This window comes from Nocardia rhizosphaerihabitans (genome assembly GCF_014646295.1).
Lineage (GTDB): Bacteria > Actinomycetota > Actinomycetes > Mycobacteriales > Mycobacteriaceae > Nocardia > Nocardia rhizosphaerihabitans.
This window is the reverse complement of sequence record NZ_BMNE01000001.1, coordinates 477,884-498,752: the sequence shown is the minus strand read 5'-3', so window position 1 is coordinate 498,752 and position 20,869 is coordinate 477,884. Positions and strand designations below refer to the sequence as shown.

Below are 20,869 nucleotides of genomic sequence, written 5' to 3'. Positions count from 1 at the left end.
GTCCTACCTGGCATTCCGGCAGACCAGCGCGTAATGCTTGGTCGTGTAGCCCCAGCCCGCGTTGGCGATCTCGAGATAGTGGCGCAGCTTGGCGGCCAGCCCCGGGCCGTGTGCGTCGATGCGCTCGGCGGCGGCGTCGACATTGCCGATCCAGTCCTCGATCGTGCGCCGGTAGTGCTCGGTCAGATCGTCGACCGAGATCACCGACAAGCCGGCGTTCTCGGCGGCGGCGATCAGTTCCGAGAGCGGACGCAGCTCGCCGAAACCGAAGATGTCCTCGCGGACGAAGCCGGTGCCGTCGCGATCGTCGAACGCGGTGCGGGTGGCCCTGTTTCGGAAGCAACTTTCCGACACGTACAGCGTGCCGCCCCGGCGCAGCACGGCGCGCGCACGGCGGAACACGTCGTCGGGGTCGGGCATGTGCACGATCGACCCCAGCAGCGTGACGGCGTCGAAGCCGCGGGCGGGCAGGTCGAGCTGCTCGAAATGCCCGACCCGGGTGCTGACCAGATCGGCAACGCCGCGCGCGGCCGCCTGCTCGGCGATGTAGTCGTGCTGGCGCGGCGCCGGGCTGACGCCGAGCGTTCGGCAGCCCAGCTCACCGGCCATGTACAGGATCAGCGAACCCCAGCCGCAGCCCACATCGAGCAGCTGCTCGCCGCCGCGCAGCCCGAGCCGCTCGGCGACGAACCGCAGCTTGTTGCGCTGCGCCAGTTCCAGTGTGTCGCTGTCGGATTCGTAGAGCGCCGAACTGTACTTGCGCAGCGGGTCGAGGAACTGCCCGAAGATGTCGGGATCGAGATCGTAGTGCTGGTTGGTATCCGCGACGACGGTCATGCTGTCTCCTCCTGCGCATGCCCGCGGGGCACTCCGTGGTTACGCAAGCTGCCGCCTCCGTGCCCTGACGCGGTCATGCGGACGCCTCACGCACGGACCGCTCCACGACGGCCGTCACCTCGGCCAGGGTCGACATCCCGAAGACATCCTCGTCTTCGAGTTCGATGTCGAAGGTGCGCTCGATGCGGGCGATCATCCGCAGCACCCGCACCGAGTCCACGCCCGCCATGGCGCGCAGGTCGGCGTCGGGGGTCAGGTCGGCGGCGGTCAGGCCGGTCTCGGTGATCGCGATCTCGGTGACCGTGCGCAGGATGGTGTCGGCAGAGGTGGTGGTCATGGCCGGGCTCCGTTCGGGGAGAGGGTGTTCGCCGTGGACAGGGCGTGGTCGAGGAGGGCGACTTCGTCGTCGTCGAGGGTCAGCTGGTCGCGGACGGCGTGCAGGTCGAACGGCTGATACGTCGCCGTCGACGACGCGCACACCGCGTCGTCGGCATCGAGGATCTCGGCGTGCGCCTGGATCGGGCCGTCGCCGCGTTCGGGTGGCAGCGTTGCCACACAGCGGTATTCACGATCGATCAGCAGCGGCGTGAGGAAGCGGGTGCGCTGGGAGACGGTGAAGGCGGGGACATTGCGGGCCAGCACGATCAGGTTGCCCATCACCTCGTCGCATACGACGCCGATCAGGCCGCCGTGCACCACACCGGGATAGGACTCGAACGCGCGCCCGAGCCGGAACGCGGCCACCAGCGCACCGTCGGCGCGCGGGGTGAAGCGCAGGCGCAGGCCGGTGGCATTGTGCGGGGAACAGCCGAAGCAGTGGTAGTCGGGAATCACCGACCACGGCACCTGCACGGCGCCCGGCTGCTCGACGGCAGTCATCAGGCGATGGCGTCGGCGAGGGCGCGGCGCACCTTCGCATTGCTGGACAGGTCGAGACCGGTGATGCCTGCGAAGGTGCGGCGCACCTTGTCGTGCAGCACCTCCAGCTCGCCCTCGGCGGCGACCTGCTCGAGGAACAGATCGAATCCGGTGTCGATGGTCTCGTGGTCGCTCAGCTCGGCGATGCCGGCCTTGAAGGTGCTCACCGGGTGCTTGATCTTGGCTTCGGAGCTGTAGACGTAGAGCGTCTCCAGCACCGACGGCAGTTCTTCAGGGCGCTTCTTCAGCCGTTCGGTGGTGTAGTGGATGAACTCGCGCGCGTGCCCGGCCTCGTCGCGGCTGGCGTTGAGCAGCAGCTCTTTGAGCACCGGTTCGCCGACCCAGCTCGACACCGCGCGGTAGACGTGGTTGACGGTGAGCTCGGAGATGATGTTGGTGGCCAGCGTCGCCGAAGGCGTACTGCCCGGCGCGTACGGCTCGCGCATCGCGTCGACCGCGCGATCCTCGACGGCCTCCCCGACGGCACCCAGCCAGGACCGGAAAGCGTAGTGGTGCTGCACTTCCTGATAGCCCCACACGACTGCGAAGGTGGAGAAGTCGTAGTCGTCGACGAACTCGTCGAGGAACCCGTGCACGGCCGCGATGACATTGGACTCGCCCATCGCCGCGCTCTTGGCGAGGGTGATGTACTCCGGGCGGACCAGCGCCGGGTCGACGGCGGCCAGGTCGAGGTCGCTCAGTTTCCAGTGCAGGCGTTCGTAGTGGCGGAAGACATCAAAGCTGTGCACTAGGCACTCCCATTCGATCGCAGGGGCGAGCGGGGCGGCGTCGTCGCCGCACCGATCAGGTCGCGGGCGGCCAGCCGCTGGAGCTTGCCGCTGCTGGTGCGGGGGATGCTGCGTGGCGCGACCAGATGCACCTGCACCGCCGTGAGCCCGAGGTGGGCGGTGACGGCGGCGCCGATGGCCGCGGCCAGCTCGTCGGCCTCGGCGCCGGTGCGTTCGGTCTCGGCGATCAGCGCGATCACATCGTCGCCGTCGGGGTCGACGGCCGCGGTGCAGCGGCCCTTGTGGATTCCGTCGAGATCGCGGACCGCGGCCTCGACGTCCTGGGCGTAGTAGTTCACGCCGCGCACGGTGATCATGTCCTTGCAGCGGCCGGTGACGAACAGTTCGCCGTCGCGGACATAGCCGAGGTCGCCGGTGCGCAGCCAGCCGTCGGTGAACCGGTCGGCGACCGAGTCGGGGTCGCCGGTGAGATAGCCGTCGGTGACGGGGGCGCCCTGGATGAGGATCTCGCCGACGCGGCCGTCGGGCAGGTCCGAACCGGTCTCGGTGTCGACGATCCTGATCGCGATCCCCTCGACCGCGGCGCCGACCGAGGCGACCGCCCTGGCGCCGTCCGCGGTGCGCGACACCGGCTCGGCCACCGCGGAATCCGACAGTCGCGCGCGGTCGACCCACTCGAAGACCGGCTCACGCAGCAGCGGCGGGAAGGCGACGGCCAGCGTCGCCTCGGCCATGCCGTAGACACCGAACATCGTCGAGGGCGCGAAACCGGCGGGCGCGAACCGTTCGCAGAACGCGGTGACGGCCGACTCCGAGATCGGTTCGGCGCCGTTGAACGCGATCCGCCAGTGACTCAGGTCGTAGTCACGGACCTGCTCCGGCGGGATGGCGCCGAGCAGTGCCTCGTACCCGAAGTTCGGCATGGCGGTGATCGTGGTCTCGGTAGAGGCGAACTCGCTCAACCAGCGGGCGGGGTCTTTCACGAAGGCCAGCGGCGACCAGACGTGGGCGGGGATACCGCGCAGCACCGCCGACAGCGTCCCGAACAGGCCCATGTCGTGGAACAGCGGTAGCCAGAAGCCGCCCTGGTCGTCGAGTCCGAGGTCGATGCCGGTGCGGATCGCGGCCAGCCCGCTCACCACATTGGCGTGGGTCAGGCGCACGCCCTTGGGCAGCGCGGTGCTGCCGGAGGTGAACTGCACGATCGCCAGATCGTCGGCGCTGTGCTCGGGCAGGGTGTCCGGGTCCGCGGTGACCTCGGCGACGAGATCGGTGGTGTCGACGAATTCCACGCCGATGTCACCGATGAGCGGGATCATCGATGCGAACCGCGGCGACACCAGGACGGTGCGCATCCCGGCGGCCGCGGTGATCGCGGCGAGCTTGGCGGGGTAGGCCGCGGTCGCGCGCGCACCGGCGGGCAGTGGCAGGGGAGTGGCCGCTGCGCCGGCCGCGGCGATGCCGAAGAGGGAGACCAGGAATTCCGGTGCGTTCGGGCACAGAATGCCGACCGGCTCACCGCGTCCGACACCGCGCCGGACCAGTGCGGTCGCCGTGGTGTGGGAGCGTCGTTGCAGCTCGGCGTAGCCGACTCGTTCCGACACCGACCAGAATGTCGCGGGCACCTGCGGATGCGCGGCGGCGACCCCGGCCAGCAGCGTGGTGAGCGTGTCGCTCGAACGCGAGGAATTCATGACCGAAACGACAACAGTGCCATATGAAATCGCGCTGAACGAATTCCGAAATACGCGCGCCGATAATCACAGTCGATCGCCCAATTGCACTGCCTGATAAAGATATTCGGCTATCGCCCGATCGGAGCAGGCAATGCTGCACGAATTCGGGTCGCGTCGGCGGTGACGATGAGCGGCGAAACCCCCGCACCGATATCGCCCAGGAGCTGCCGGTGACTTCCGATCATGTCGCGGTCGACGACCCGACCCCGGTGCAGATCGCGGTGCTGGAGAGCGTCGCACCGCACTGCCGCCACGACCCGTATCCGAGCTATGAGACCCTGCGCGCGGCCGGTCCGTTCGTCCCGGGGCCTCGCGACACCCACCTGGTGCCGCGGCACGCCGAGGCCCAGGCGATCCTGAGCGACCCGCGCTGGAGTCACGCGGAGGAGCCGGAGCTGCTGCACGGTGACAGCGAGGTCGAACTGCCCGGGTCCTTCCTCTGGATGGAGCCGCCGGACCACACCCGGCTGCGCGGCCTGGTCGGCAAGGCGTTCACCGCGCGCACCGTGGCCGGACTGCACGAGCGGGCCGAGCAGCTGGTCGACGGACTGCTCACGGCGATGCTGGCCGACGGTGAGACCGACGTCCTGGAGGCGCTGGCCTACCCGGTGCCGTTGACGCTGATCTGCGAACTGCTCGGCGTCCCCGCCGAATCCCACGCCCACGTCCGCGAGATCTCGGCGCACATCGCCCGCGGCCTGGACCCGGACACCCTGCTCAGCCCGGCGGAACTGGCCGCGCGCACCACCGCCGTGCACGCGTTCACCGACTTCTTCGGCGACCTGATCGCCCAGCGCCGCCGCGACCCGCGCGAGGACCTGATCACCGCCCTGGTGCAGGCCGAGAACGCCGGCGTGCGGCTGACCAGGACCGAACTCATCGGCACCCTGCTGATCCTGGTCGTGGCCGGACACGAGACCACGGTCAACCTCATCGGCAACGGCCTGCTGGCGCTGATCCGCCACCCCGACCAGTTCCAGCTGCTGCGCGACGACCCGGCGCTGTGCGTGCCCGCGGTCGACGAAGTGCTGCGCTACGACCCGCCCGTGCACCTGACCACCCGCACCGCCCGCCACGAGATCGAGCTCACCGGAAAGACTTTCGTCCCCGGCGACGCGGTGATCGTGCTGATCGGCTCGGCTGCCCGCGACCCAGAGGCCTTCCCGGACGCCGACCGTTTCGACATCGGCCGCTACCTGCCGGGTCGGCGACCCGAGCGGCACCTGTCGTTCGGGCTGGGCCTGCACTACTGCCTCGGCGCGCCACTGGCCCGCCTGGAGATGCAGACGGTGCTGCGGGCCGTCGCCACCCGTGTCGAGCGGATGCATCTGCTCGCCGAACCGCCGTATCGCCCGAACGTGGTCGTGCGCGGCATGTCCGAACTGCGAATCAGCCTGGAGGGCCGATGAGTACCGCTGTCCCCGCCGACCTCACCTTCGACGCGTTCGCGCCCGACCACCGCGCCGACCCGTACCCCGCCTACCACCGCGTCCGCGAGGCGACACCGCTGTTTCCCTACGCCCTCGGCGACGTCCCGGTGACGCTGGTGACCCGCTACGAGGAATGCGCTGCGGTCCTCACCGGAAACGACTGGGGCCACGGCTATTCGGCGGGCATCAGCCCGTTCCGCGACACCACCGCCGCCATCCCCGGTTCCTTCGTCCGGATGGACCCGCCCGAGCACGGCCGCTACCGCAAGCTGGTGGCGAAAGCGTTCACCCCCAAGATGATCGGCGAGATGGCGCCGGTCGCGGGCACGGTGGTCGACGGGCTGGTCGACGCGGCCCTGGATCGTGGTGAACTCGATGTGCTCGAGGATCTCGCGGTGCCGCTGGCCGTCGCCATGGTCGCGGTGCGCCTGCTCGGCGCCGACGCGGCCGACGGAAACAGCTTCCGCGCCTGGCAATTGGCGATTGCGCGCGGCAGCGACCCCGACTCGCTGCTCGGACCCGACGACATCAGCGCCCGCACCGACGCCGCCATCGCCTGCATGGGGCACTTCGCGCGGCTCATCGGTGAGAAGAAGCAGCAGCCCGGCGCCGACCTGCTCAGCGAACTCGTCGCGGCCAGCGTGGACGGTGACTTCCTCACCGAACCCGAGGTGATCGGGATGTCGCTGCTGCTGCTCGTCGCGGGCATGGAGACCTCGATCAACCTGATCGGCAACGGCCTGCTCGCCCTGCTGCGCCACCCCGGCCAGCTGGCGCTGCTGCGCACCCACCCCGAGCTGATCGGGCCCGCGATCGACGAGATGCTGCGCTACGACGCGCCGACCCAGTTCACGATCCGGGTCGCCCTCGACGACACCCGGGTCGGCGAGCACACCTTCCGCCGCGGCGACGGCGTCGTCGTTCTCACCGGCTCGGCCAATCGCGACGAGCGGGTCTACCGCGACGCCGACACCTTCGACATCACCCGCTTCACCGGAAACCGGCCCCCGCGTAAGCATCTCGGGTTCAGCCTCGGCATCCACTACTGTGTCGGCGCGCCGCTGGCCCGGATCGAAGCCGAGGCGGCCATCCGTACACTGCTGGACCGCGCACCAGACCTGGCACTGGCCGACAAGCCGATCGAATACCGTCCGAGCCTGATCCACCGGGGCATCCGGCATCTTCCGGTGACACTGTGACCGCGCCAGGCGGGCACGCGATCGTCATCGGCGCCGGGATCGCCGGGCTGCTGGCCGCGCGGGTACTCGCCGACACCTTCGAACGAGTCACCATCGTGGAGCGCGACGAGCTGGACGCGAAAGAGACTGTGCGCCGCGGTGTTCCGCAGGCCTGGCATCTGCACGGCCTGCTCGACCGCGGCCGCCGGATCATGGAGGATCTGTATCCCGGTTTCACCGAACAGGCGGTCTCGGACGGCGCGACCGTCGCCGAGGTGCTGATCGGCACCCGGTGGTACGTGGGCGGTTCCCGGCTCGCGGCCGGTTCCACCGGGCTGACCTCGGTGATCGCGACGCGGTCGCTGCTCGAGACGCTGCTGCGCAGGCGCACGCTGCGGCTGCGTGGCATCGAGCTGCTGACCCGCACGGCGGCACAGGGCTTGGTCGGTGACGCGCAGCGCGTCCGCGCGGTGACGGTGCTCGGTCCGGCAGGCACCCAGACGCTCGCCGCCGATCTGATCATCGACGCAGGCGGCCGTGGCTCGCGGATCACCCGGTGGCTCACCGAGATCGGCGCCGAGGCTCCCGAAGAAGAGCGGCTCGACGTCGATCTCGGTTATGCGTCGCGGTTCTTCCGGCACCGGCCGGGACAGCTCGGCGGGCAGGCCTCGGTGATCGTCTCGACCGGCGCGAACGGACGCGGCGGCGGCGCGGTGCGGGTGGAGGGCGACCGGTGGCACGTCACCCTCGCCGGGATGCTCGGTGACCATCCGCCGGTCGACGATCAGGGTTTCCGCGACTACGCCGCGTCGCTGTCGGCCCCCGACATCCACGCCATCATCGTGGGCTCCGAACCGCTCGGCGACGCGGTGCCCTACCGGTTCCGGACCGCGGTACGGCGCCGCTTCGACCACCAGAGCTCCCCGCCTGCCGGGCTGGTGGTGCTCGGCGACGCACTGTGCGCCTTCAATCCGCTCTACGCCCAGGGCATGACGGTCGCCGCGCTGCAGGCCGCGGCGCTGCGGGAGTGCCTGGCCGCCGGTGCGGCCGACCTGCCCGCGCGCTACTACGCGGCCGCCGCCGACGCGCTCACGGTGGCCTGGCAGCTGGCCGCAGGCTCGGACCTGCGCCACCCGGGCGTCGAGGGCAGGCGCACGCTGCGGACCCGGCTCACCAACGTCTTCGTCACCCGGGTGCAGCGCGTCGCGCACCACGATCCCCGTGTGGCCAGGACCTTCCTGCGGGTCGCCCACCTGGTCGACCCGCCCGCCGCGCTCACCGCGCCGGGCACGCTGCGCCGAATCCTCCTTTCCTGACCACCCACGGAGAACACAGGAGACCCACGCATGACCTCCACGACTTCCCCGATCGATGCCCAGGCAGTACAGTCCGCGCTGGTCCAGCTGTTCGGGCCGGACGGCCGCGCCGATCCGTATGCCCCCGCCCGCGTGCTGCGCGAAGCGGGACCCATCCACCAGACCCCGCTCGGCCATCATGTGCTGACCCGGTACGAGGACTGCGCCGCGGTGCTGTCCACCACCGCCTGGAGCCATGCCGAAGAAGCGGCGATGATGCACCCGACGGTGTCGCCGGAGAACGCGGCCGAGGAACTGCCCACCTCGTTCCTGTGGATGGAGCCGCCGGACCACACCCGCCTGCGCAACCTCGTCACCAAGGGTTTCACCCCGCGCATGGTGACCCGGCTGCGTCCGCGGATCGAGCAGCTGTGCGAGCAGCTCGTCGACGACGCCTTGGCCGCGGGCGAATTCGACCTCGTCGAGATGATCGCCTACCCGCTGCCGCTGATCATCGCCTGCGAGCTGATCGGCGTGCCCGACGACGCCTACGACCAGGTCCACCGGTGGTCCCAGGACCTGGCCCGCGGCTTCGACCACGATTACACGCTGCCCGAGGAATGCCTGAGTGCCCGCAGCGCCGCCTCGCGCGGCTTCATGGGCTACTTCCGCGAACTGCTCGACGAACGGCGCGTCACCCCGCGCGACGACCTGCTCAGCGTGCTGTCCCAGGTCGAGGACCGCGGTGATGTGCTCACCGAGCAGGAACTCCTCGCGACCTGCATCACCACCTTCGTCGCGGGCCACGAGACCACCGCCAATCTCATCGGCACCGGCATGCTGCGCCTGCTGCGCAACCCCGATCAGATCCAGCTGCTGCGCGACCGTCCCGAACTGCTACCGGTCGCCCCCGACGAACTGCTCCGGCTCGACCCGTCGGTGCAGATCACCACGCGCGCCGCGACCCGGCCGATCACCGTCGCCGGGCACGAGTTCGAGAAGGGGGAAGGTGTTGTGGTGCTGATCAATTCGGCCAACCACGATCCGGCCGCCTACGCCGACCCCGACCGGGTCGACCTGACCCGCTACTCCGATCCGATGAACCCGGCCAAGAAGCATCTCGGGTTCAGCCTCGGCATCCACTACTGCCTCGGCGCGCCGCTGGCACTGCTGGAGATGGAGATCCTGCTCGACGTGCTGCTGCGCAAGGTCGGCACGTTCGAGCTGCGGTCGCAGAACCCGCCGTTCAAGCCGAACGTCGTCATCCGCGGACTGGAGTCGCTGCGGGTCGCGGTCACCCCCGCCTGATCCGCATTCTGCACAGCCCCGCCGGTCCCGCCGGCGGGGCTGTCAGTGCTGTCCTGTCGGGATATCCAGTGCCGCAAGGAAAGCCGTTGCCGCCGGGCTGCGGTCGGTGCGGTTCCACACGACGTACTCGATGCGGGTCGGCGCGTCGGTGACCTCGACGGTGCGCACGCCGGTGAGCTGCGGTGCGTGGGCGGCGGGCATCATGGCCACACACAGGTCTTGCCCGACGAGGCGGGCGATGTAGTCCGCGGTCGTCACTTCGAAGGCGACGTCGCGGGTCAGGCCCGCTGCGGCGAACGCGAGATCCGATTGGATCCGCCCTGCCGTGCCCGCGGGCAGGTCGACGAACACCTCGGTCGAGAGCCGGCGCAGGTCGACCGTCGGCTCGGTGGCCAGCGGATGGTTCGGTGCGACCACCGCGACGAGTCTGTCGCGGGCGAGTTCGTGGACGGCGACGCCGCGTGGTCGCACGGTGGTCGGCAGGCCGAGGAAGGCGACGTCGAGCGTCCCCTGCTCGACCTGGTCGGCGAGGTCCTCACTGGCGCCAACCCGCAGGCTGATCCGCACATGCGGATATCGCGCGCGGAACTCGCGCAGCGCGGCGGGCAGGTCGACCGCGGCGACCGTGGGGATCAGGCCGACCGCGAGCCTGCCCCGCACCTCGCCGACGGCGGCCGCGACCTCCGCCGCCGCCCGCTCGGCCGCGTCGAGACATTGGCGGGCAGCGGGCAGGAACGCCGCCCCGGCCGCGGTGAGCCGCACCCGTCGGCTCGTGCGCTCGAACAGCTTCGCGCCCAATTCCCGCTCCAGGCGGGCGATCTGGTGGCTCAGCGCGGACTGCACGACCAGGCAGCGTTCGGCGGCCCTGGTGAAGCTGTTCGTCTCGGCGACGGCCAGGACATAGCGCATCTGCTGGAGCTCCATGGATCCATCGTGAATCACGATCGGTGCGGTGACAAACATGTGTTGGATTCATTGATCGTCACGCGGTGAGATGGAACCCATGAAAACACCAGTGGCTCAGCCGGTTTCCCTGGGCCACGGCGGGAGGCTGTCGAGTACCGCGGTCACCGCCCTCGCGCCCGCGGCCTGGGGCACGACCTACGTGGCGACGACCGAACTGCTGCCGCCTGCCGGGGTGGGGCCGGCTTCCCGAAAAGGCGGGCCCAGAGAGAAGGATGAGATGAAGCGAGTTCTCGCGACCGCGGCTGCGCTGGTCGGTGTCGCCGCGACCGTGCTGATGCCATCGCACCGGGCAACCGCGGACGGCCCACTGTTCCCCACGACCATCGCGCTGCCCGCCGGGTTCCAAGCGGAGGGCATCGCCATCGGATCCCTCCCGATCGCCTATTTCGGCTCCATGGCAGACGGTTCCCTCTACCGCGCGAACCTGATAACCGGCCACGGCGACCTGCTGACCCGCGGCCCCGGCACGCAGGCCCTCGGCCTGCAACTCGACGACCGCGGCCGGCTGTTCGTCGCGGGCGGCACCGGCGGCGACTTCCGCGTCATCGACGCCTGGACCGGCGCGACACTGGCGACCTACCACTTCGCCACCGGCCCACAGACATTCGTCAACGACATTGTCCTCACCCCGGAGGGCGCGTGGGTCACCGACTCGTTCACCCCCGTCCTGTACCACCTGCCGATCGGCCCCGACGGCGCACTCCCACCACCCGACGCGGTGATCCGCATCCCCCTCACCGGCGACATCGCCTACCTACCAGGGGCTTTCAACGCCAACGGCATCGTCCGCACCCCGGACGGCACCGCACTCCTGATCGTCCAGTCGGCCACCGGTCACCTGTTCCGAGTCGACCCCACCACCGGCATCACAAGCCAGGTCGACCTCGGCGGCGAATCCCTCACCGACGGCGACGGACTACTCCTCCAGAACACCACCCTGTTCGCGGTCCAGAACCGCCGCAACGCCATCGCGACCATCATCCTCAACCCCGCAGGCACTACAGGATCCGTCACCCGCCGAATCACCGACCCGCGCTTCGACGTCCCCGCCACCATCGCCGCCTACGGTGACCGCCTGTACCTCCCGAACGCCCGCTTCGACACGGCCCCCACCCCGGCCACTTCCTACTCGGCTGTGGCGGTCGACCGACCACGATAATTCGAAGCGCTGCAAGGCCACTCGATGATCGGCGAGTCGCGCTGGATCACGGAGGGGATGCTGAGGTCGGTCTCGAGATCACGACCTCACGGGGTGGCGATGCGGACGTTGCGCATGGTGACCAGCGCTGTCGCACAGAGGGTTTCGCCGGATTCCTCGACGGAGAACACGTCGGCTGCGGCGATGGTGAGCAGGGAGCCGGGCTTGATGACCCGGCCGCGGGCGATCACCGTGGCGCCCTTGGCGGGGGCGAGGATTTTCACGGTGTAGTCGATGGTCATGTTGACCCAGCCGATCGGCAGCAGGGTGCCTGCGGCCGATCCGGCGGCGAAGTCGGCGAGGGAGCCGAGGACACCACCCTGGAAATAGCCGTCGTGCTGGGTGAGTTCGGGGCGGTGGGGTTGGACTATCTCGACCTCACCGGGTTCGATTCGGCCGAAGTGGAAGCCCAGGTGGGCGGCGGCGGGCATGGACAGTACCGCGGCGGGGACCAACTGTGCGAAGTCGGGGTTCGGGGCCTGGGTCGTCATCGGGTTCGGCTCCTCTGCTCGGGGGTGTGCGGCCATGCTGCGAATCCTGCCGCCGCGTAGCGTGCGCGGGCGGCCGATCGCATGATTTTGCCGCTGCTCGTCTTGGCCAGCTGGTCGGGCAGCGTCAGGACCAGGTCGCCGACGGCGAGTTCGTGTTCGCGGATCACGGCGGCCCTGATCGCGCCGATCACCTCGGATGGGTCGGCGTCGAGGCGGTCGCGGCGCAGTTCCTGCACGACGACGAGCCGCTCGCCCGCGTCGCCGGGGTAGGCGAAGGCCGCCGAACTCCCGTGCCGAAGCGCGGGGTGCGCGGATTGCACGGTGTCCTCGATGTCGTGCGGGTAGTGGTTGCGGCCACGAATGATCACCATGTCCTTCGTGCGGCCGACGACATACAGTTCGCCGTTCACCAGCAGCCCGACATCGCCGGTACGCAGCCACTCGGTGCGCGGATCGTCGGCCGTGCGTGCCCGCAACAGTTCGTCGGTTGCCTCTGGACGCTGCCAATAGCCTCGCGCCACATGGTCACCGGCCACCCAGATCTCCCCGGCGCGGCCGGGCGGGCACGGCCGCAAGGTGGCGGTGTCGACGATCCGTAGCCGTTCACCGGGCAGCACTCGGCCCGAACTCACCAGCGTGCGCGCCTTACCGCGCCGGGCAGGCAGGTAGTGGCCCGCGCCGAGCGCCGCGCTGTCGACGGTCAGCGTGCGCGGACCGCGACCCTTGTCGCTGCCGGTGACCAGCAGCGTCGCCTCGGCCAGTCCGTAGCACGGATACAGTGAGGTGGCCCGGAATCCCTGTGGGGCAAAGGTTTCGGTGAACCGGGCGAGGGTGGTCGGGCGGATCGGCTCCGCGCCGTTGAACGCGACCTGCCAGCTGGTGAGATCGAGGTCGGGCAGTGGTTCGGCGGCGGCCCTGGCGACACAGGCGTCGAAGGCGAAGTTCGGGCCGCCGCTGGAATGCGCGCGGTACTCGCTGATCGCCGACAACCACAGCAGCGGCCGCCGCACGAAGGTGGCGGGCGACATCAGCACGCTGGTCGCGCCCACCCAGAGTGGTTGCAGCACATTGCCGATCAGCCCCTGATCGTGGAACAGCGGCGCCCAGCCGACGACGGTGGAGCTGCTGTCATGACCGAAGGCCTGCCGGATCATCGCCTGATTGGCGGCGAGATTGCGGTGCGAGACCATGACGCCCTTGGGTGTGGACGTGGAGCCGGAGGTGTATTGCAGGAACGCCACCGCGTCGGGTTCGAGCGGTTCGGCGGCGAACTCGGCAGGGCCGACGGTATCCACCGTGACCCAGTGTGCCTGCGGCAGGAGCGGTCCCAACGCGGTGCGCAGCGGGTGCAGTGTCTGGGTGACGGTGAGGACCGCCGCGGGCGCGCAGTCCCGCACGATCGAGCGGGTGGCGTGCTGGACGTGGTCACGGCGCGGCGGATTCACCGGGACCGCGATCACCCGCGCGTACAGGCAGCCGAAGTACGCGGCCAGGAAATCCAGCCCCGGCGGGAAGACCAGCAGCGCACGCTCACCCGGCGCGCACACCGACCGCAGCTGTGCCGCGACGGACGAGGCCCGCGCGTGCAAGGCGGCGTAGGTGAGCCGGTCGGCCTCGGCGCCGGTGTCGTCCAGGAAGCGGTAGGCGACCCGGTCCGCATCGGTGTGGGCGCGCTCGCGCAGGACATCGGGCAGCGACGTGACGGGCCTGGTCATCTGCTCGCCCCGAACGACATCGGGAGACCGGCGAGGCCGCGGAGCAGGAAACTGTGCTCCTGCCAGGCGAATTCGGCGTGTGGCGTGGTGAGCCGCGGATGCCTGCGGAGCAGGGCGTCCAGTGCGATGCGGGTCTGCAGCTCGGCCAGCGCGCCGCCGAGGCAGCCGTGCATGCCGTGCCCGAAGGCGAGGTGCGCGCCAGGGGTGCGGGTGATGTCGAATTCGTCGGGACGAGCGAACACCTCGGGATCCCGGTTCGCCGCGCCCAGGCACACCAGGACGTGATCGCCCGCGCGGATCGTCTCCCCGCCGACCGCCACGTCCCGGGTCGCCTGCCGTTTGGTCAACTGCAGCGGCGTGTCGTAGCGCAGGGCCTCGGCGACGGCCGCGCCCAGCCGTTCGGGGGACCGGCGCGCCAGGGCGGCCTGATCCGGATGCCGCAGCAGGGCCAGCGTCGCGGTGCCGATCAGCGACTTGGTGGTCTCGGTGCCCGCGACGAAGCACATGATGCAGACGAAGATCAGTTCCTCGTCGGCGAGGTGGTCGCCGCCTGCGGTGCGCGCGGCGAGCAGCCGGCTGATCAGATCGGCACCGGGCCGGGCGCGGCGTTCGGCGAGCACCTCGGCCAGCGCGTCGGCGAACAGCTCGACCACCGTGCGCACCCGCGCCAGATCCTCGGCCTTCATCAGTCCGGGTTCGAGGAGGAAGCGGATGTCGTGGGTCCAGCCGCCGACCCAGGCGTGCAGGGCCGTCGGTAGCGCCATCCACTCGCACAGCACCGCCACCGGGAGCGGCGCGGCCAGGTCGGCGATCGCGTCCGCGCCGCCCGCCGCGACGGCCGGACGCAGCAGGCGTTCGGCGACCGCGGCGACCAGGGGTTCGAGCGTCGCGACGGTGCGCGCGGTGAACACCTTGTTCACCAGGCCGCGCAGCCGGGCGTGCTCGGGATTGTCGGTGAACACCAGCGAGGTGCGGCCGAGTCGTTCGATCCGCGCCACCTCCGGCTGACCGAGCCGGCGCGCCTGCTCGGTGACCAGCTTCGGGATCAACCCGGCGCTGAACGACTTGTCGTGCAGGACAGCGCGCGCGTCCGCATGGCGGGTCAGCACCCACATGCCGAGCGTCTTGTGCACCGGCCTGGTCTCGCGCAGCGCGCGGTACACGGGGTAGGGGTCGCGGCGGAACTCGGTGCTGAACGGGTTGAACCGGATCGGCGGCCGGGCCTGCGAGAGCGTCATCGCGGACTCCGGAAGAAGGTGTCGGGGTACGGCCGCGCGACGATCCGCAGCAACCCCAGCTTGCCCATCCGGAACCCCAGCGCCGACAACTTCAGATACCGCTCGTAGCGGGCGACGGTCTGCGCGCCGACCAGCTCGACCGCCTCGGCCCGGTGCTCGCGCAGCCGCCGCGCCCACCGCTCACAGGTCCACGCGTAGTCGAGCCGGTCGTCGGTGAGCGTGGCGATCTCGAACAAGCCCTCGGCGGCCGCGGTGATCTCGGCGAGCGTCGGCAGGTCGGCGTCGGGGAAGATCTCCTGCTGCATGAACGCACTGGCCTGGTCGCGGCGCATGTTCCCGTAGGCGATCGTTTGCAGCGACAAGGTGCCGTCGGTGGTCAGCCAGTCCCGGCAGCGGGTGAAGAACTCCCGGTACACCGCGATCTTCGCGGCAGGCGGATCGTCGGGGCGCGCGAAATGCTCGAACGCGCCGATCGAGATGATACCGTCGAACCGCGACGCGGGTTCGAAGTGCACCCAGCTCTGCGTACGGACCTCGACACCGCGCAACGCCAACGCACGCACGTAGGCTGCCTGTTCGTCGCTGAGCGTCAAGCCGACCATGCGCGGAACACTGTGCTCCCTGCTGCCCCGCGCCAGGACCGCACCCCACCCGCAGCCGATGTCGAGCACCGACTCCGCCTGATCGGCGCCGACCGCGCCCAGGTGGTGCCGGAGCTTGCGTTGCTGCGCCGATTCGAGTGTGTCACTCGGAGATTCGGGCATGGCGCACGAATAGCTGAGCGACTCGTCGAGCCACAGGTGGTAGAAGTCGTTGCCGATGTCGTAGTGGTGCCGAATCGCCGCGGCCGCCGCGTCGGCGCGGGCGGTGTCGGCCACCTCGGTCACGAGTGCGTGGCGGGAGCGGTCAGCTGCTCGTGCAGATGCCCCGCGACCGCGTCCAGCGTCGGGTTCTCGTAGAGGTCGTCGGGCGACAGGTCGACGCCGAAGCGTTCCTCCACCTCGATGAGCAGGGCGACCGCCAGGGCGGAATCGACACCGAGACGGTCGAAATCGGCGAGCGGGTCGATCGCGGCCGCCGGCACCTCGAGCAGCTGCCCGAGATACTCCTGGCACCACGTGACGATGGCTTCTCTGCTGGTGTCCATGTCAGCTCCTCATGCGCGTTTGGCGGCCAGCCGGTCGGCCGACGGGATCTTGAGATCCCAGGCGAGACCGAAGGTTTCGAGCGTCCAGATCAGCCAGTAGCCGGGATCGAGCCGGTACCAGTGCAATCCGAACGACGGTGACTCGGGAAAGGCGTGATGGTTGTTGTGCCAGGACTCGCCGAGGGTGATCAGCGCGAACACACCGCCGTTGCGGCTGTTCTCCCTGGACCGGTACGGACGGGTGCCGACCATGTGCAGGACCGAGTTGATCGCCCAGACGATGTGCTCGAGCAGGAAGATCCGCACGAACCCACCCCACAGCAGCCCGCTGACGGCGCCCGTCCAGCTCAGGGTGAGCAGCCCACCCAGCACGGTGGGAATCAGCAGGCCGAGACCCACCCACCAGTAGTACAACCTGGCGACCCGCATCAGCGAACGATCCTTGATCAGGTCGGGCGCGTAGTGGACGACATTCGGGTATTCGTGCCGGCGCATCCACAGGAAATGCGAATGCGCCAGCCCGCGCAGCGCACCGCGCACACCGTCACCGGACAGGTTGGGGGAGTGCGGATCTCCCGCCCGATCGCTGTACTCGTGATGCCGCCGATGCAGCGCCACCCACGACACCACCGGGCCCTGTCCGGCCATCGACCCCAGCACCGCCAGCACGGCGGCGACCGCGGAGGTGGTGTGGAAGGTGCGGTGGGTGAACAGCCGGTGATAGCCGACCGTGATGCCGAGACCGGTCGCCAGCCACATGCCGAACAGCAGCGCGAACTCGACGACCCCGAACGGCCGCACGAACAGGAAAGCCAGTGCGGCGACGGTTCCGGCGATCGGCGCGACGTCGAACAGCAGGAAGTGCCTGCGCTGCAGCCGGTGGATGTAGGGGGTGCTGATCGTCTTCTTCCGCGGCACGGTGTCGTCTCGCGTCATCTCATCCTCGTCAGCTCGGAATCCGCCAGCCGGACAGTCGGACCGTAACAACGGGCGAAGCCCACGGCGCGTGCTCGCCGTGGGCTTCGATCGTCGGATCGGACTTGTGTATGGCGGTGTCAGCGCGCGCCCGCGCGTAACACCACCTTGCCGTTGCGACCGGGAGTCTCCGACAGGACGGCCGCGTCGGCGGCGCCGTCGAGCGGGAACTCCGCCTGCACCTCCAGGCGGAGCGTGCCGTCGGCGGCGCGGCCGACGAGCTCGTGCACGAGACGGACGTAGTCGGCGTGATCGATCTCGGCGCTGCGCTGCTGTCCCCAGAAGCCCTTGACCACAGCCTGTTTGAAGATGACGGCGCCGGTGTCGATGATCAGCGGCTGACCCGACAGCGCGCCGAAGGAGACCAGTTCGCCGCGCGGGGCCAGCAGGGACATCAGGTCGCCGGCGGCCTGCCCGCTGACCTGGTCGACCGCCCGCACGATCGGCTCGCCGTTGGTGACCGAGGCCGCCCGCGCCGCCCAGCCCTCGACCTCGGTGTCGATCACCGGCCCGTAGCCGAACTGCTCCATCGCCCGCACCGATCCGGGCCCGCGAACCAGGCTCAGCACATGCACGCCCCGCTGCTGCGCGAACAGATTCACCAGGCGGCCGACCGCGCCGTTGGCGGCGTTCACCGTGATCCACTGTCCCGGCTGCACCCGCAGATCGTCGAGCAGCATCAGCGAACTCAGCGGCATGGCCAGCAGCTGGCAGGCGGTCTCGTCGGACACCGTCGGCGGCATCAGGACCACCTGCTCGGCGCGGGCGAGGAAGAAGTCCGCCCACGTCGCGCGGGCACCCGCGACCGCGACCCGCTGGCCGACCTGGATCCCGGCGCCCGGCCCGACCGCGTCGACGACGCCGACCGCCTCGGTGCCGGGAATCGCCGGGAGCGGGGGCCGGTAGCCGTAGACGCCGCGGATGATGGCGAGATCGTGGTTGTGGATCGGTGACAGCGTCATCGCGATCCGCACCTCACCCGGTCCCGGTGCGGGCGGCGGCACCTCCTGCGCGGTGAGCACGTCCTTCGGTTCGCCGAACCGGTCGATGACAACTGCCTGCATGTCCGCCTCCGTGGTGGTTGCGAGTCCTGCACGAGCCTTGTCCCATTGTGGCACTGCGGCCGAGCCGGGGCCGGTCAGGGCAGGGGCGTCTCGTGGACCGTGCGCCAGCGCAGCCCGTCCTGGCCGTCGGTGACGAGGACGGCGGTGACCCGGCGGGCGGTGGTGGTGCCGCCGGCGAAGTGGCGTTCGAGGAAGCGGATCACCACCGTGGTGCCGTCGTCGAGGAGGGTGTCGACTTCGGTGATCTCGATCGTCAGTCCCGGCTGCGCGTTGCGGGCGCCGCGCAGGCCGGTCAGCAGTTCGTCCCTGGCGACCACCGCGCCCGCGGTGGTGACCATCGTGAATGCCGGATGCTGGGCGGCGGCGAAGCGGTCGAAGACCTCGTCGGGGGCAGCCGTTCCCAGCCACTGCGCCAGGTCGGCATGCAGGGATTCGACGGCGGTCAGCACATCAGGGGTGGGGTGAGACACGCCCGAAGTCTAGGTGGCAGCCGCCGACGCAGTCCGGGGACGGGAAGTCAATACGCCGCTGATGAGCGTGGACGCCGGCATCGCACGGAAATAGCCCGCGCGGTGGACGAAGTCGACCTGCCGGTAGGCCTACGCTCAGCCCATGGCAGAGGCACTCGGAACACGTTCGCCCGCAGCGGCTTCCGGTCGGCGGATCGCCGAGGTCGACATCCTGCGCGGGTTCGCCCTGTTCGGGATCCTGATCACCAACGTGATCGTGGCGACGACCCTGTGGTCGGCGGTCGGCACCGAGGAGAAACCGGTGTCGCTGTTCGACGGCACCGTCGACCACCTGGTGCGGGCCACCGTGGACGCGCTGTTCACCGGACGGTTCTACCTGCTGTTCGCGTTCCTGTTCGGCTACTCGTTCACCCTCCAGATCGCGGCCGCCGAGCGGGCGGGCGCCGCGCCGGCCCGGCGGTTGCTGCGCCGCTGTGCCGCGCTGATGGCGATCGGGCTCGTGCACGTGTGTCTGCTGTGGATCGGCGACATCCTCACCCTGTACGCGTTCCTGTGCCTGCACCTGATCCTGCTGCGCAAGCTGCGGCCGCGTACCGCGGTGATCACCGCGGTGGTGTTGTACACGGTGTGGTCGGTGTGGAGCTTCGCACCCGGTGAGACGAGCATTCTCGGCCTCGGACAGTTCCTGGACCTGCCGAAACTGTCCGCCGAGTACACGGGCAGCTTCGCCAGCACCTTCGCGGCGCAGACGGCCCTCGCGCCGCTGTTCCTGCTGCTGATCTGGTTCGCCCAGGGCATCCCGAGCCTGGCCATGTTCCTGCTCGGCATGGCGGCGGGCAAGCGGAACCTGTTCGAAGACCCGGAAACCCAGCGCCGCTGGTCCACCCGGGCGATGGTCCTCGGTTTCGGAGTCGGCCTGCCGATCTCCGCGCTGACCTTCGCCGACATCATGAACTGGTGGAACGCGCCCGCCCTGATCCACGGCCTGCAGTACCTCGTCGGGCCGGCCATGACCTTCGCCTACGTCGCCGTCGTCGTCCGGCTCGCCCAGTCGGCCCGCACCGGCCGCTTCGCCGCCCTGCTCGCCCCGGCGGGCCGGATGGCGGCCTCGAACTACATCGGCCAGTCGATCGTGCTCATGGTCGTCTACACCGGGTACGGCTTCGCGCTGGCCGACAAGGTCCCGCCGCTCGGTGTCGTCGCCATCGCGCTGGTCACCTTCGCCGCCCAGCTCGCGATCAGCGCGTGGTGGTTGCGCGGACATCCGTACGGTCCGGTGGAGTGGGTGCTGCGCGCGGCGACCTACCTGCAGGTCCCGGCGTGGCGCCGGCCCGCGGAAATGGCTGCGGCGCAAACCAAGTGAGTGCTGGTGGCGGTCTCGGCCGGTAGCCGGACTCCTGCTGGTCCGGGCGGGGAGTCAGGACGCCGGGCGATGGAATTCGGCGCGCCAGCGGTGGCGGCCGGGTGCGTCGGGACGGGGGAGGCATTGGATGCGGACCGGGGTGAGGTCGGGGGCGGTGAAGGCGCCGATGTCGTCGGCGGTGAGCGGCCAGGGCGGGCCGAGGGCAGGCGCGGTGGCGATGTCGGCGATGACCAGGAGGGTGGCGTCGCGGGCGAGGAGGTTCTGGATGCTCGTGACGGCGGCGCGGCGGATCTCGGGCGGCAGCGATTGGACGGTGATCGACTCGATCACCAGGTCGAAGGCGCCGAGCCAGGCCTCAGGCGGGTGGAGCAGGTCGGCGACCTTGTAGGTGACCGGGGATTGCGGGAAACGGGCTCGGGCGCCGCGAATCGCGGTGGGGGAGATGTCGAACGCGGTGGTTCGAATTCCTCGAGCGGCAACGAATTCGGCATCGGTGCCGTACCCGCAGCCGATGACCAGGCCGCGAGCGCCCTGGGGAATCGAGGCGGAGGTCAGCCAGTCGACCAGGAGCGGATTCGGTTCGGCGCGGTCCCACGGAACGACCGCGCCGCAGGCCGCGGCCTCGGCGTAGAGCGGTTCGAACCATCCGGTCGGATCGTTCGCCGCCAAGGCCTGGGCGGCGAGACGACGATCGGCGGACGGCTGCGCGTCGGTCATGACCTCAGTCTCCACCACCGCGCCGCCGCCCGCCGCACGCCATACTGCGATCTACGGCACGAGCATCGCCCAGA

21 protein-coding genes are annotated in these 20,869 nt (G+C 70.0%); 6 read left to right on the top strand and 15 right to left on the bottom strand.

What is annotated here, in order from left to right; all coding sequences use genetic code 11:
• Window positions 1-3: 3 nt before the first annotated feature.
• The 5 genes from IEY60_RS02185 to IEY60_RS02165 form a co-directional block, all read right to left on the bottom strand.
• Window positions 4-837: an SAM-dependent methyltransferase gene (locus IEY60_RS02185; protein ID WP_189023231.1), complete on the bottom strand. Its 834-nt coding sequence runs from the start codon at window positions 835-837 to the stop codon at window positions 4-6.
• A gap of 73 nt (window positions 838-910) precedes the next feature.
• Window positions 911-1,174, bottom strand: a complete 264-nt coding sequence (locus tag IEY60_RS02180; protein ID WP_189023229.1) for an acyl carrier protein — start codon at window positions 1,172-1,174, stop codon at window positions 911-913.
• Window positions 1,171-1,716: a PaaI family thioesterase gene (locus IEY60_RS02175; RefSeq protein ID WP_189023227.1), complete on the bottom strand. Its 546-nt coding sequence runs from the start codon at window positions 1,714-1,716 to the stop codon at window positions 1,171-1,173. The genes IEY60_RS02180 and IEY60_RS02175 overlap by 4 nt, the downstream gene beginning before the upstream one ends.
• Entirely contained in the window at window positions 1,716-2,504 is a 789-nt protein-coding gene (locus tag IEY60_RS02170) for a ferritin-like domain-containing protein (RefSeq protein ID WP_189023225.1), read from the bottom strand. The genes IEY60_RS02175 and IEY60_RS02170 overlap by 1 nt, the downstream gene beginning before the upstream one ends.
• Window positions 2,504-4,198: an AMP-binding protein gene (locus IEY60_RS02165; RefSeq protein ID WP_189023223.1), complete on the bottom strand. Its 1,695-nt coding sequence runs from the start codon at window positions 4,196-4,198 to the stop codon at window positions 2,504-2,506. Before IEY60_RS02165 ends, IEY60_RS02170 begins: the two co-directional genes overlap by 1 nt.
• A gap of 212 nt (window positions 4,199-4,410) precedes the next feature.
• Between IEY60_RS02165 and IEY60_RS02160 the strand changes: the two genes are divergently transcribed.
• Genes IEY60_RS02160 through IEY60_RS02145 form a run of 4 tightly spaced genes read left to right on the top strand, consistent with a single transcriptional unit; the run spans window position 4,411 to window position 9,451 of the window.
• Window positions 4,411-5,649 carry a cytochrome P450 gene (locus IEY60_RS02160; RefSeq protein WP_189023221.1) on the top strand — a complete coding sequence of 413 codons (1,239 nt, stop codon included), beginning with the start codon at window positions 4,411-4,413 and terminating at the stop codon, window positions 5,647-5,649.
• Window positions 5,646-6,869, top strand: coding sequence for a cytochrome P450 (locus tag IEY60_RS02155; protein ID WP_189023219.1), 1,224 nt, complete (start codon window positions 5,646-5,648; stop codon window positions 6,867-6,869). Before IEY60_RS02160 ends, IEY60_RS02155 begins: the two co-directional genes overlap by 4 nt.
• Window positions 6,866-8,164, top strand: coding sequence for an FAD-dependent oxidoreductase (locus IEY60_RS02150; RefSeq protein WP_189023217.1), 1,299 nt, complete (start codon window positions 6,866-6,868; stop codon window positions 8,162-8,164). Before IEY60_RS02155 ends, IEY60_RS02150 begins: the two co-directional genes overlap by 4 nt.
• Before the next feature lie 30 nt (window positions 8,165-8,194).
• Window positions 8,195-9,451, top strand: coding sequence for a cytochrome P450 (locus IEY60_RS02145; RefSeq protein WP_189023215.1), 1,257 nt, complete (start codon window positions 8,195-8,197; stop codon window positions 9,449-9,451).
• A 42-nt stretch (window positions 9,452-9,493) separates the two neighbouring features.
• Here IEY60_RS02145 and IEY60_RS02140 read toward each other — a convergent pair whose 3' ends face one another.
• Window positions 9,494-10,375, bottom strand: coding sequence for a LysR family transcriptional regulator (locus IEY60_RS02140; protein ID WP_189023213.1), 882 nt, complete (start codon window positions 10,373-10,375; stop codon window positions 9,494-9,496).
• 79 nt (window positions 10,376-10,454) lie between these two features.
• Here IEY60_RS02140 and IEY60_RS02135 point away from each other — a divergent pair, with 79 nt between their 5' ends.
• On the top strand, window positions 10,455-11,576 hold the full coding sequence (locus IEY60_RS02135; protein ID WP_229739484.1) for an SMP-30/gluconolactonase/LRE family protein: 1,122 nt from the start codon (window positions 10,455-10,457) through the stop codon (window positions 11,574-11,576).
• An 86-nt stretch (window positions 11,577-11,662) separates the two neighbouring features.
• Here IEY60_RS02135 and IEY60_RS02130 read toward each other — a convergent pair whose 3' ends face one another.
• From IEY60_RS02130 to IEY60_RS02095, 8 genes are all read right to left on the bottom strand, one after another.
• On the bottom strand, window positions 11,663-12,106 hold the full coding sequence (locus IEY60_RS02130; RefSeq protein ID WP_189023211.1) for a PaaI family thioesterase: 444 nt from the start codon (window positions 12,104-12,106) through the stop codon (window positions 11,663-11,665).
• Complete coding sequence (locus tag IEY60_RS02125; RefSeq protein ID WP_189023209.1) at window positions 12,103-13,821, bottom strand: fatty acyl-AMP ligase; 1,719 nt, start codon at window positions 13,819-13,821, stop codon at window positions 12,103-12,105. Before IEY60_RS02125 ends, IEY60_RS02130 begins: the two co-directional genes overlap by 4 nt.
• Window positions 13,818-15,059, bottom strand: coding sequence for a cytochrome P450 (locus IEY60_RS02120; protein ID WP_189023207.1), 1,242 nt, complete (start codon window positions 15,057-15,059; stop codon window positions 13,818-13,820). Before IEY60_RS02120 ends, IEY60_RS02125 begins: the two co-directional genes overlap by 4 nt.
• Window positions 15,056-15,946 (bottom strand): class I SAM-dependent methyltransferase, encoded by an 891-nt coding sequence (locus IEY60_RS02115; protein ID WP_189023205.1) that lies wholly within the window; start codon window positions 15,944-15,946, stop codon window positions 15,056-15,058. Before IEY60_RS02115 ends, IEY60_RS02120 begins: the two co-directional genes overlap by 4 nt.
• Window positions 15,943-16,206, bottom strand: coding sequence for an acyl carrier protein (locus IEY60_RS02110; RefSeq protein ID WP_189023203.1), 264 nt, complete (start codon window positions 16,204-16,206; stop codon window positions 15,943-15,945). The genes IEY60_RS02115 and IEY60_RS02110 overlap by 4 nt, the downstream gene beginning before the upstream one ends.
• 9 nt (window positions 16,207-16,215) lie before the next feature.
• Window positions 16,216-17,142, bottom strand: coding sequence for an acyl-CoA desaturase (locus tag IEY60_RS02105; RefSeq protein ID WP_189023201.1), 927 nt, complete (start codon window positions 17,140-17,142; stop codon window positions 16,216-16,218).
• Window positions 17,143-17,261: 119 nt separating this feature from the next.
• Complete coding sequence (locus tag IEY60_RS02100) at window positions 17,262-18,245, bottom strand: zinc-binding dehydrogenase (RefSeq protein ID WP_189023199.1); 984 nt, start codon at window positions 18,243-18,245, stop codon at window positions 17,262-17,264.
• A 74-nt stretch (window positions 18,246-18,319) separates the two neighbouring features.
• The gene (locus IEY60_RS02095) at window positions 18,320-18,715 is read right to left on the bottom strand and encodes a DUF4440 domain-containing protein (protein WP_189023197.1); all 396 of its coding nucleotides are present in this window, start codon (window positions 18,713-18,715) and stop codon (window positions 18,320-18,322) included.
• 142 nt (window positions 18,716-18,857) lie between these two features.
• Here IEY60_RS02095 and IEY60_RS02090 point away from each other — a divergent pair, with 142 nt between their 5' ends.
• Window positions 18,858-20,078 carry a DUF418 domain-containing protein gene (locus IEY60_RS02090; protein ID WP_189023195.1) on the top strand — a complete coding sequence of 407 codons (1,221 nt, stop codon included), beginning with the start codon at window positions 18,858-18,860 and terminating at the stop codon, window positions 20,076-20,078.
• 54 nt (window positions 20,079-20,132) lie between these two features.
• Here the strand turns inward: IEY60_RS02090 and IEY60_RS02085 are convergent, their stop codons facing one another.
• On the bottom strand, window positions 20,133-20,795 hold the full coding sequence (locus tag IEY60_RS02085; protein ID WP_189023193.1) for a class I SAM-dependent methyltransferase: 663 nt from the start codon (window positions 20,793-20,795) through the stop codon (window positions 20,133-20,135).
• Between the last annotated feature and the right edge of the window lie 74 nt (window positions 20,796-20,869).

What these genes read in the sequence shown, in the direction of transcription:
- IEY60_RS02085 (WP_189023193.1), bottom strand. Translation starts at nt 20,795, where the DNA reads ATGACCGACGCGCAGCCGTCCGCCGATCGTCGTCTCGCCGCCCAGGCC.
- IEY60_RS02125 (WP_189023209.1), bottom strand. Translation starts at nt 13,821, where the DNA reads ATGACCAGGCCCGTCACGTCGCTGCCCGATGTCCTGCGCGAGCGCGCC.
- IEY60_RS02135 (WP_229739484.1), top strand. Translation starts at nt 10,455, where the DNA reads ATGAAAACACCAGTGGCTCAGCCGGTTTCCCTGGGCCACGGCGGGAGG.
- IEY60_RS02180 (WP_189023229.1), bottom strand. Translation starts at nt 1,174, where the DNA reads ATGACCACCACCTCTGCCGACACCATCCTGCGCACGGTCACCGAGATC.
- IEY60_RS02145 (WP_189023215.1), top strand. Translation starts at nt 8,195, where the DNA reads ATGACCTCCACGACTTCCCCGATCGATGCCCAGGCAGTACAGTCCGCG.
- IEY60_RS02120 (WP_189023207.1), bottom strand. Translation starts at nt 15,059, where the DNA reads ATGACGCTCTCGCAGGCCCGGCCGCCGATCCGGTTCAACCCGTTCAGC.
- IEY60_RS02130 (WP_189023211.1), bottom strand. Translation starts at nt 12,106, where the DNA reads ATGACGACCCAGGCCCCGAACCCCGACTTCGCACAGTTGGTCCCCGCC.
- IEY60_RS02110 (WP_189023203.1), bottom strand. Translation starts at nt 16,206, where the DNA reads ATGGACACCAGCAGAGAAGCCATCGTCACGTGGTGCCAGGAGTATCTC.
- IEY60_RS02090 (WP_189023195.1), top strand. Translation starts at nt 18,858, where the DNA reads ATGGCAGAGGCACTCGGAACACGTTCGCCCGCAGCGGCTTCCGGTCGG.
- IEY60_RS02155 (WP_189023219.1), top strand. Translation starts at nt 5,646, where the DNA reads ATGAGTACCGCTGTCCCCGCCGACCTCACCTTCGACGCGTTCGCGCCC.
- IEY60_RS02100 (WP_189023199.1), bottom strand. Translation starts at nt 18,245, where the DNA reads ATGCAGGCAGTTGTCATCGACCGGTTCGGCGAACCGAAGGACGTGCTC.
- IEY60_RS02165 (WP_189023223.1), bottom strand. Translation starts at nt 4,198, where the DNA reads ATGAATTCCTCGCGTTCGAGCGACACGCTCACCACGCTGCTGGCCGGG.
- IEY60_RS02175 (WP_189023227.1), bottom strand. Translation starts at nt 1,716, where the DNA reads ATGACTGCCGTCGAGCAGCCGGGCGCCGTGCAGGTGCCGTGGTCGGTG.
- IEY60_RS02140 (WP_189023213.1), bottom strand. Translation starts at nt 10,375, where the DNA reads ATGGAGCTCCAGCAGATGCGCTATGTCCTGGCCGTCGCCGAGACGAAC.
- IEY60_RS02185 (WP_189023231.1), bottom strand. Translation starts at nt 837, where the DNA reads ATGACCGTCGTCGCGGATACCAACCAGCACTACGATCTCGATCCCGAC.
- IEY60_RS02105 (WP_189023201.1), bottom strand. Translation starts at nt 17,142, where the DNA reads ATGACGCGAGACGACACCGTGCCGCGGAAGAAGACGATCAGCACCCCC.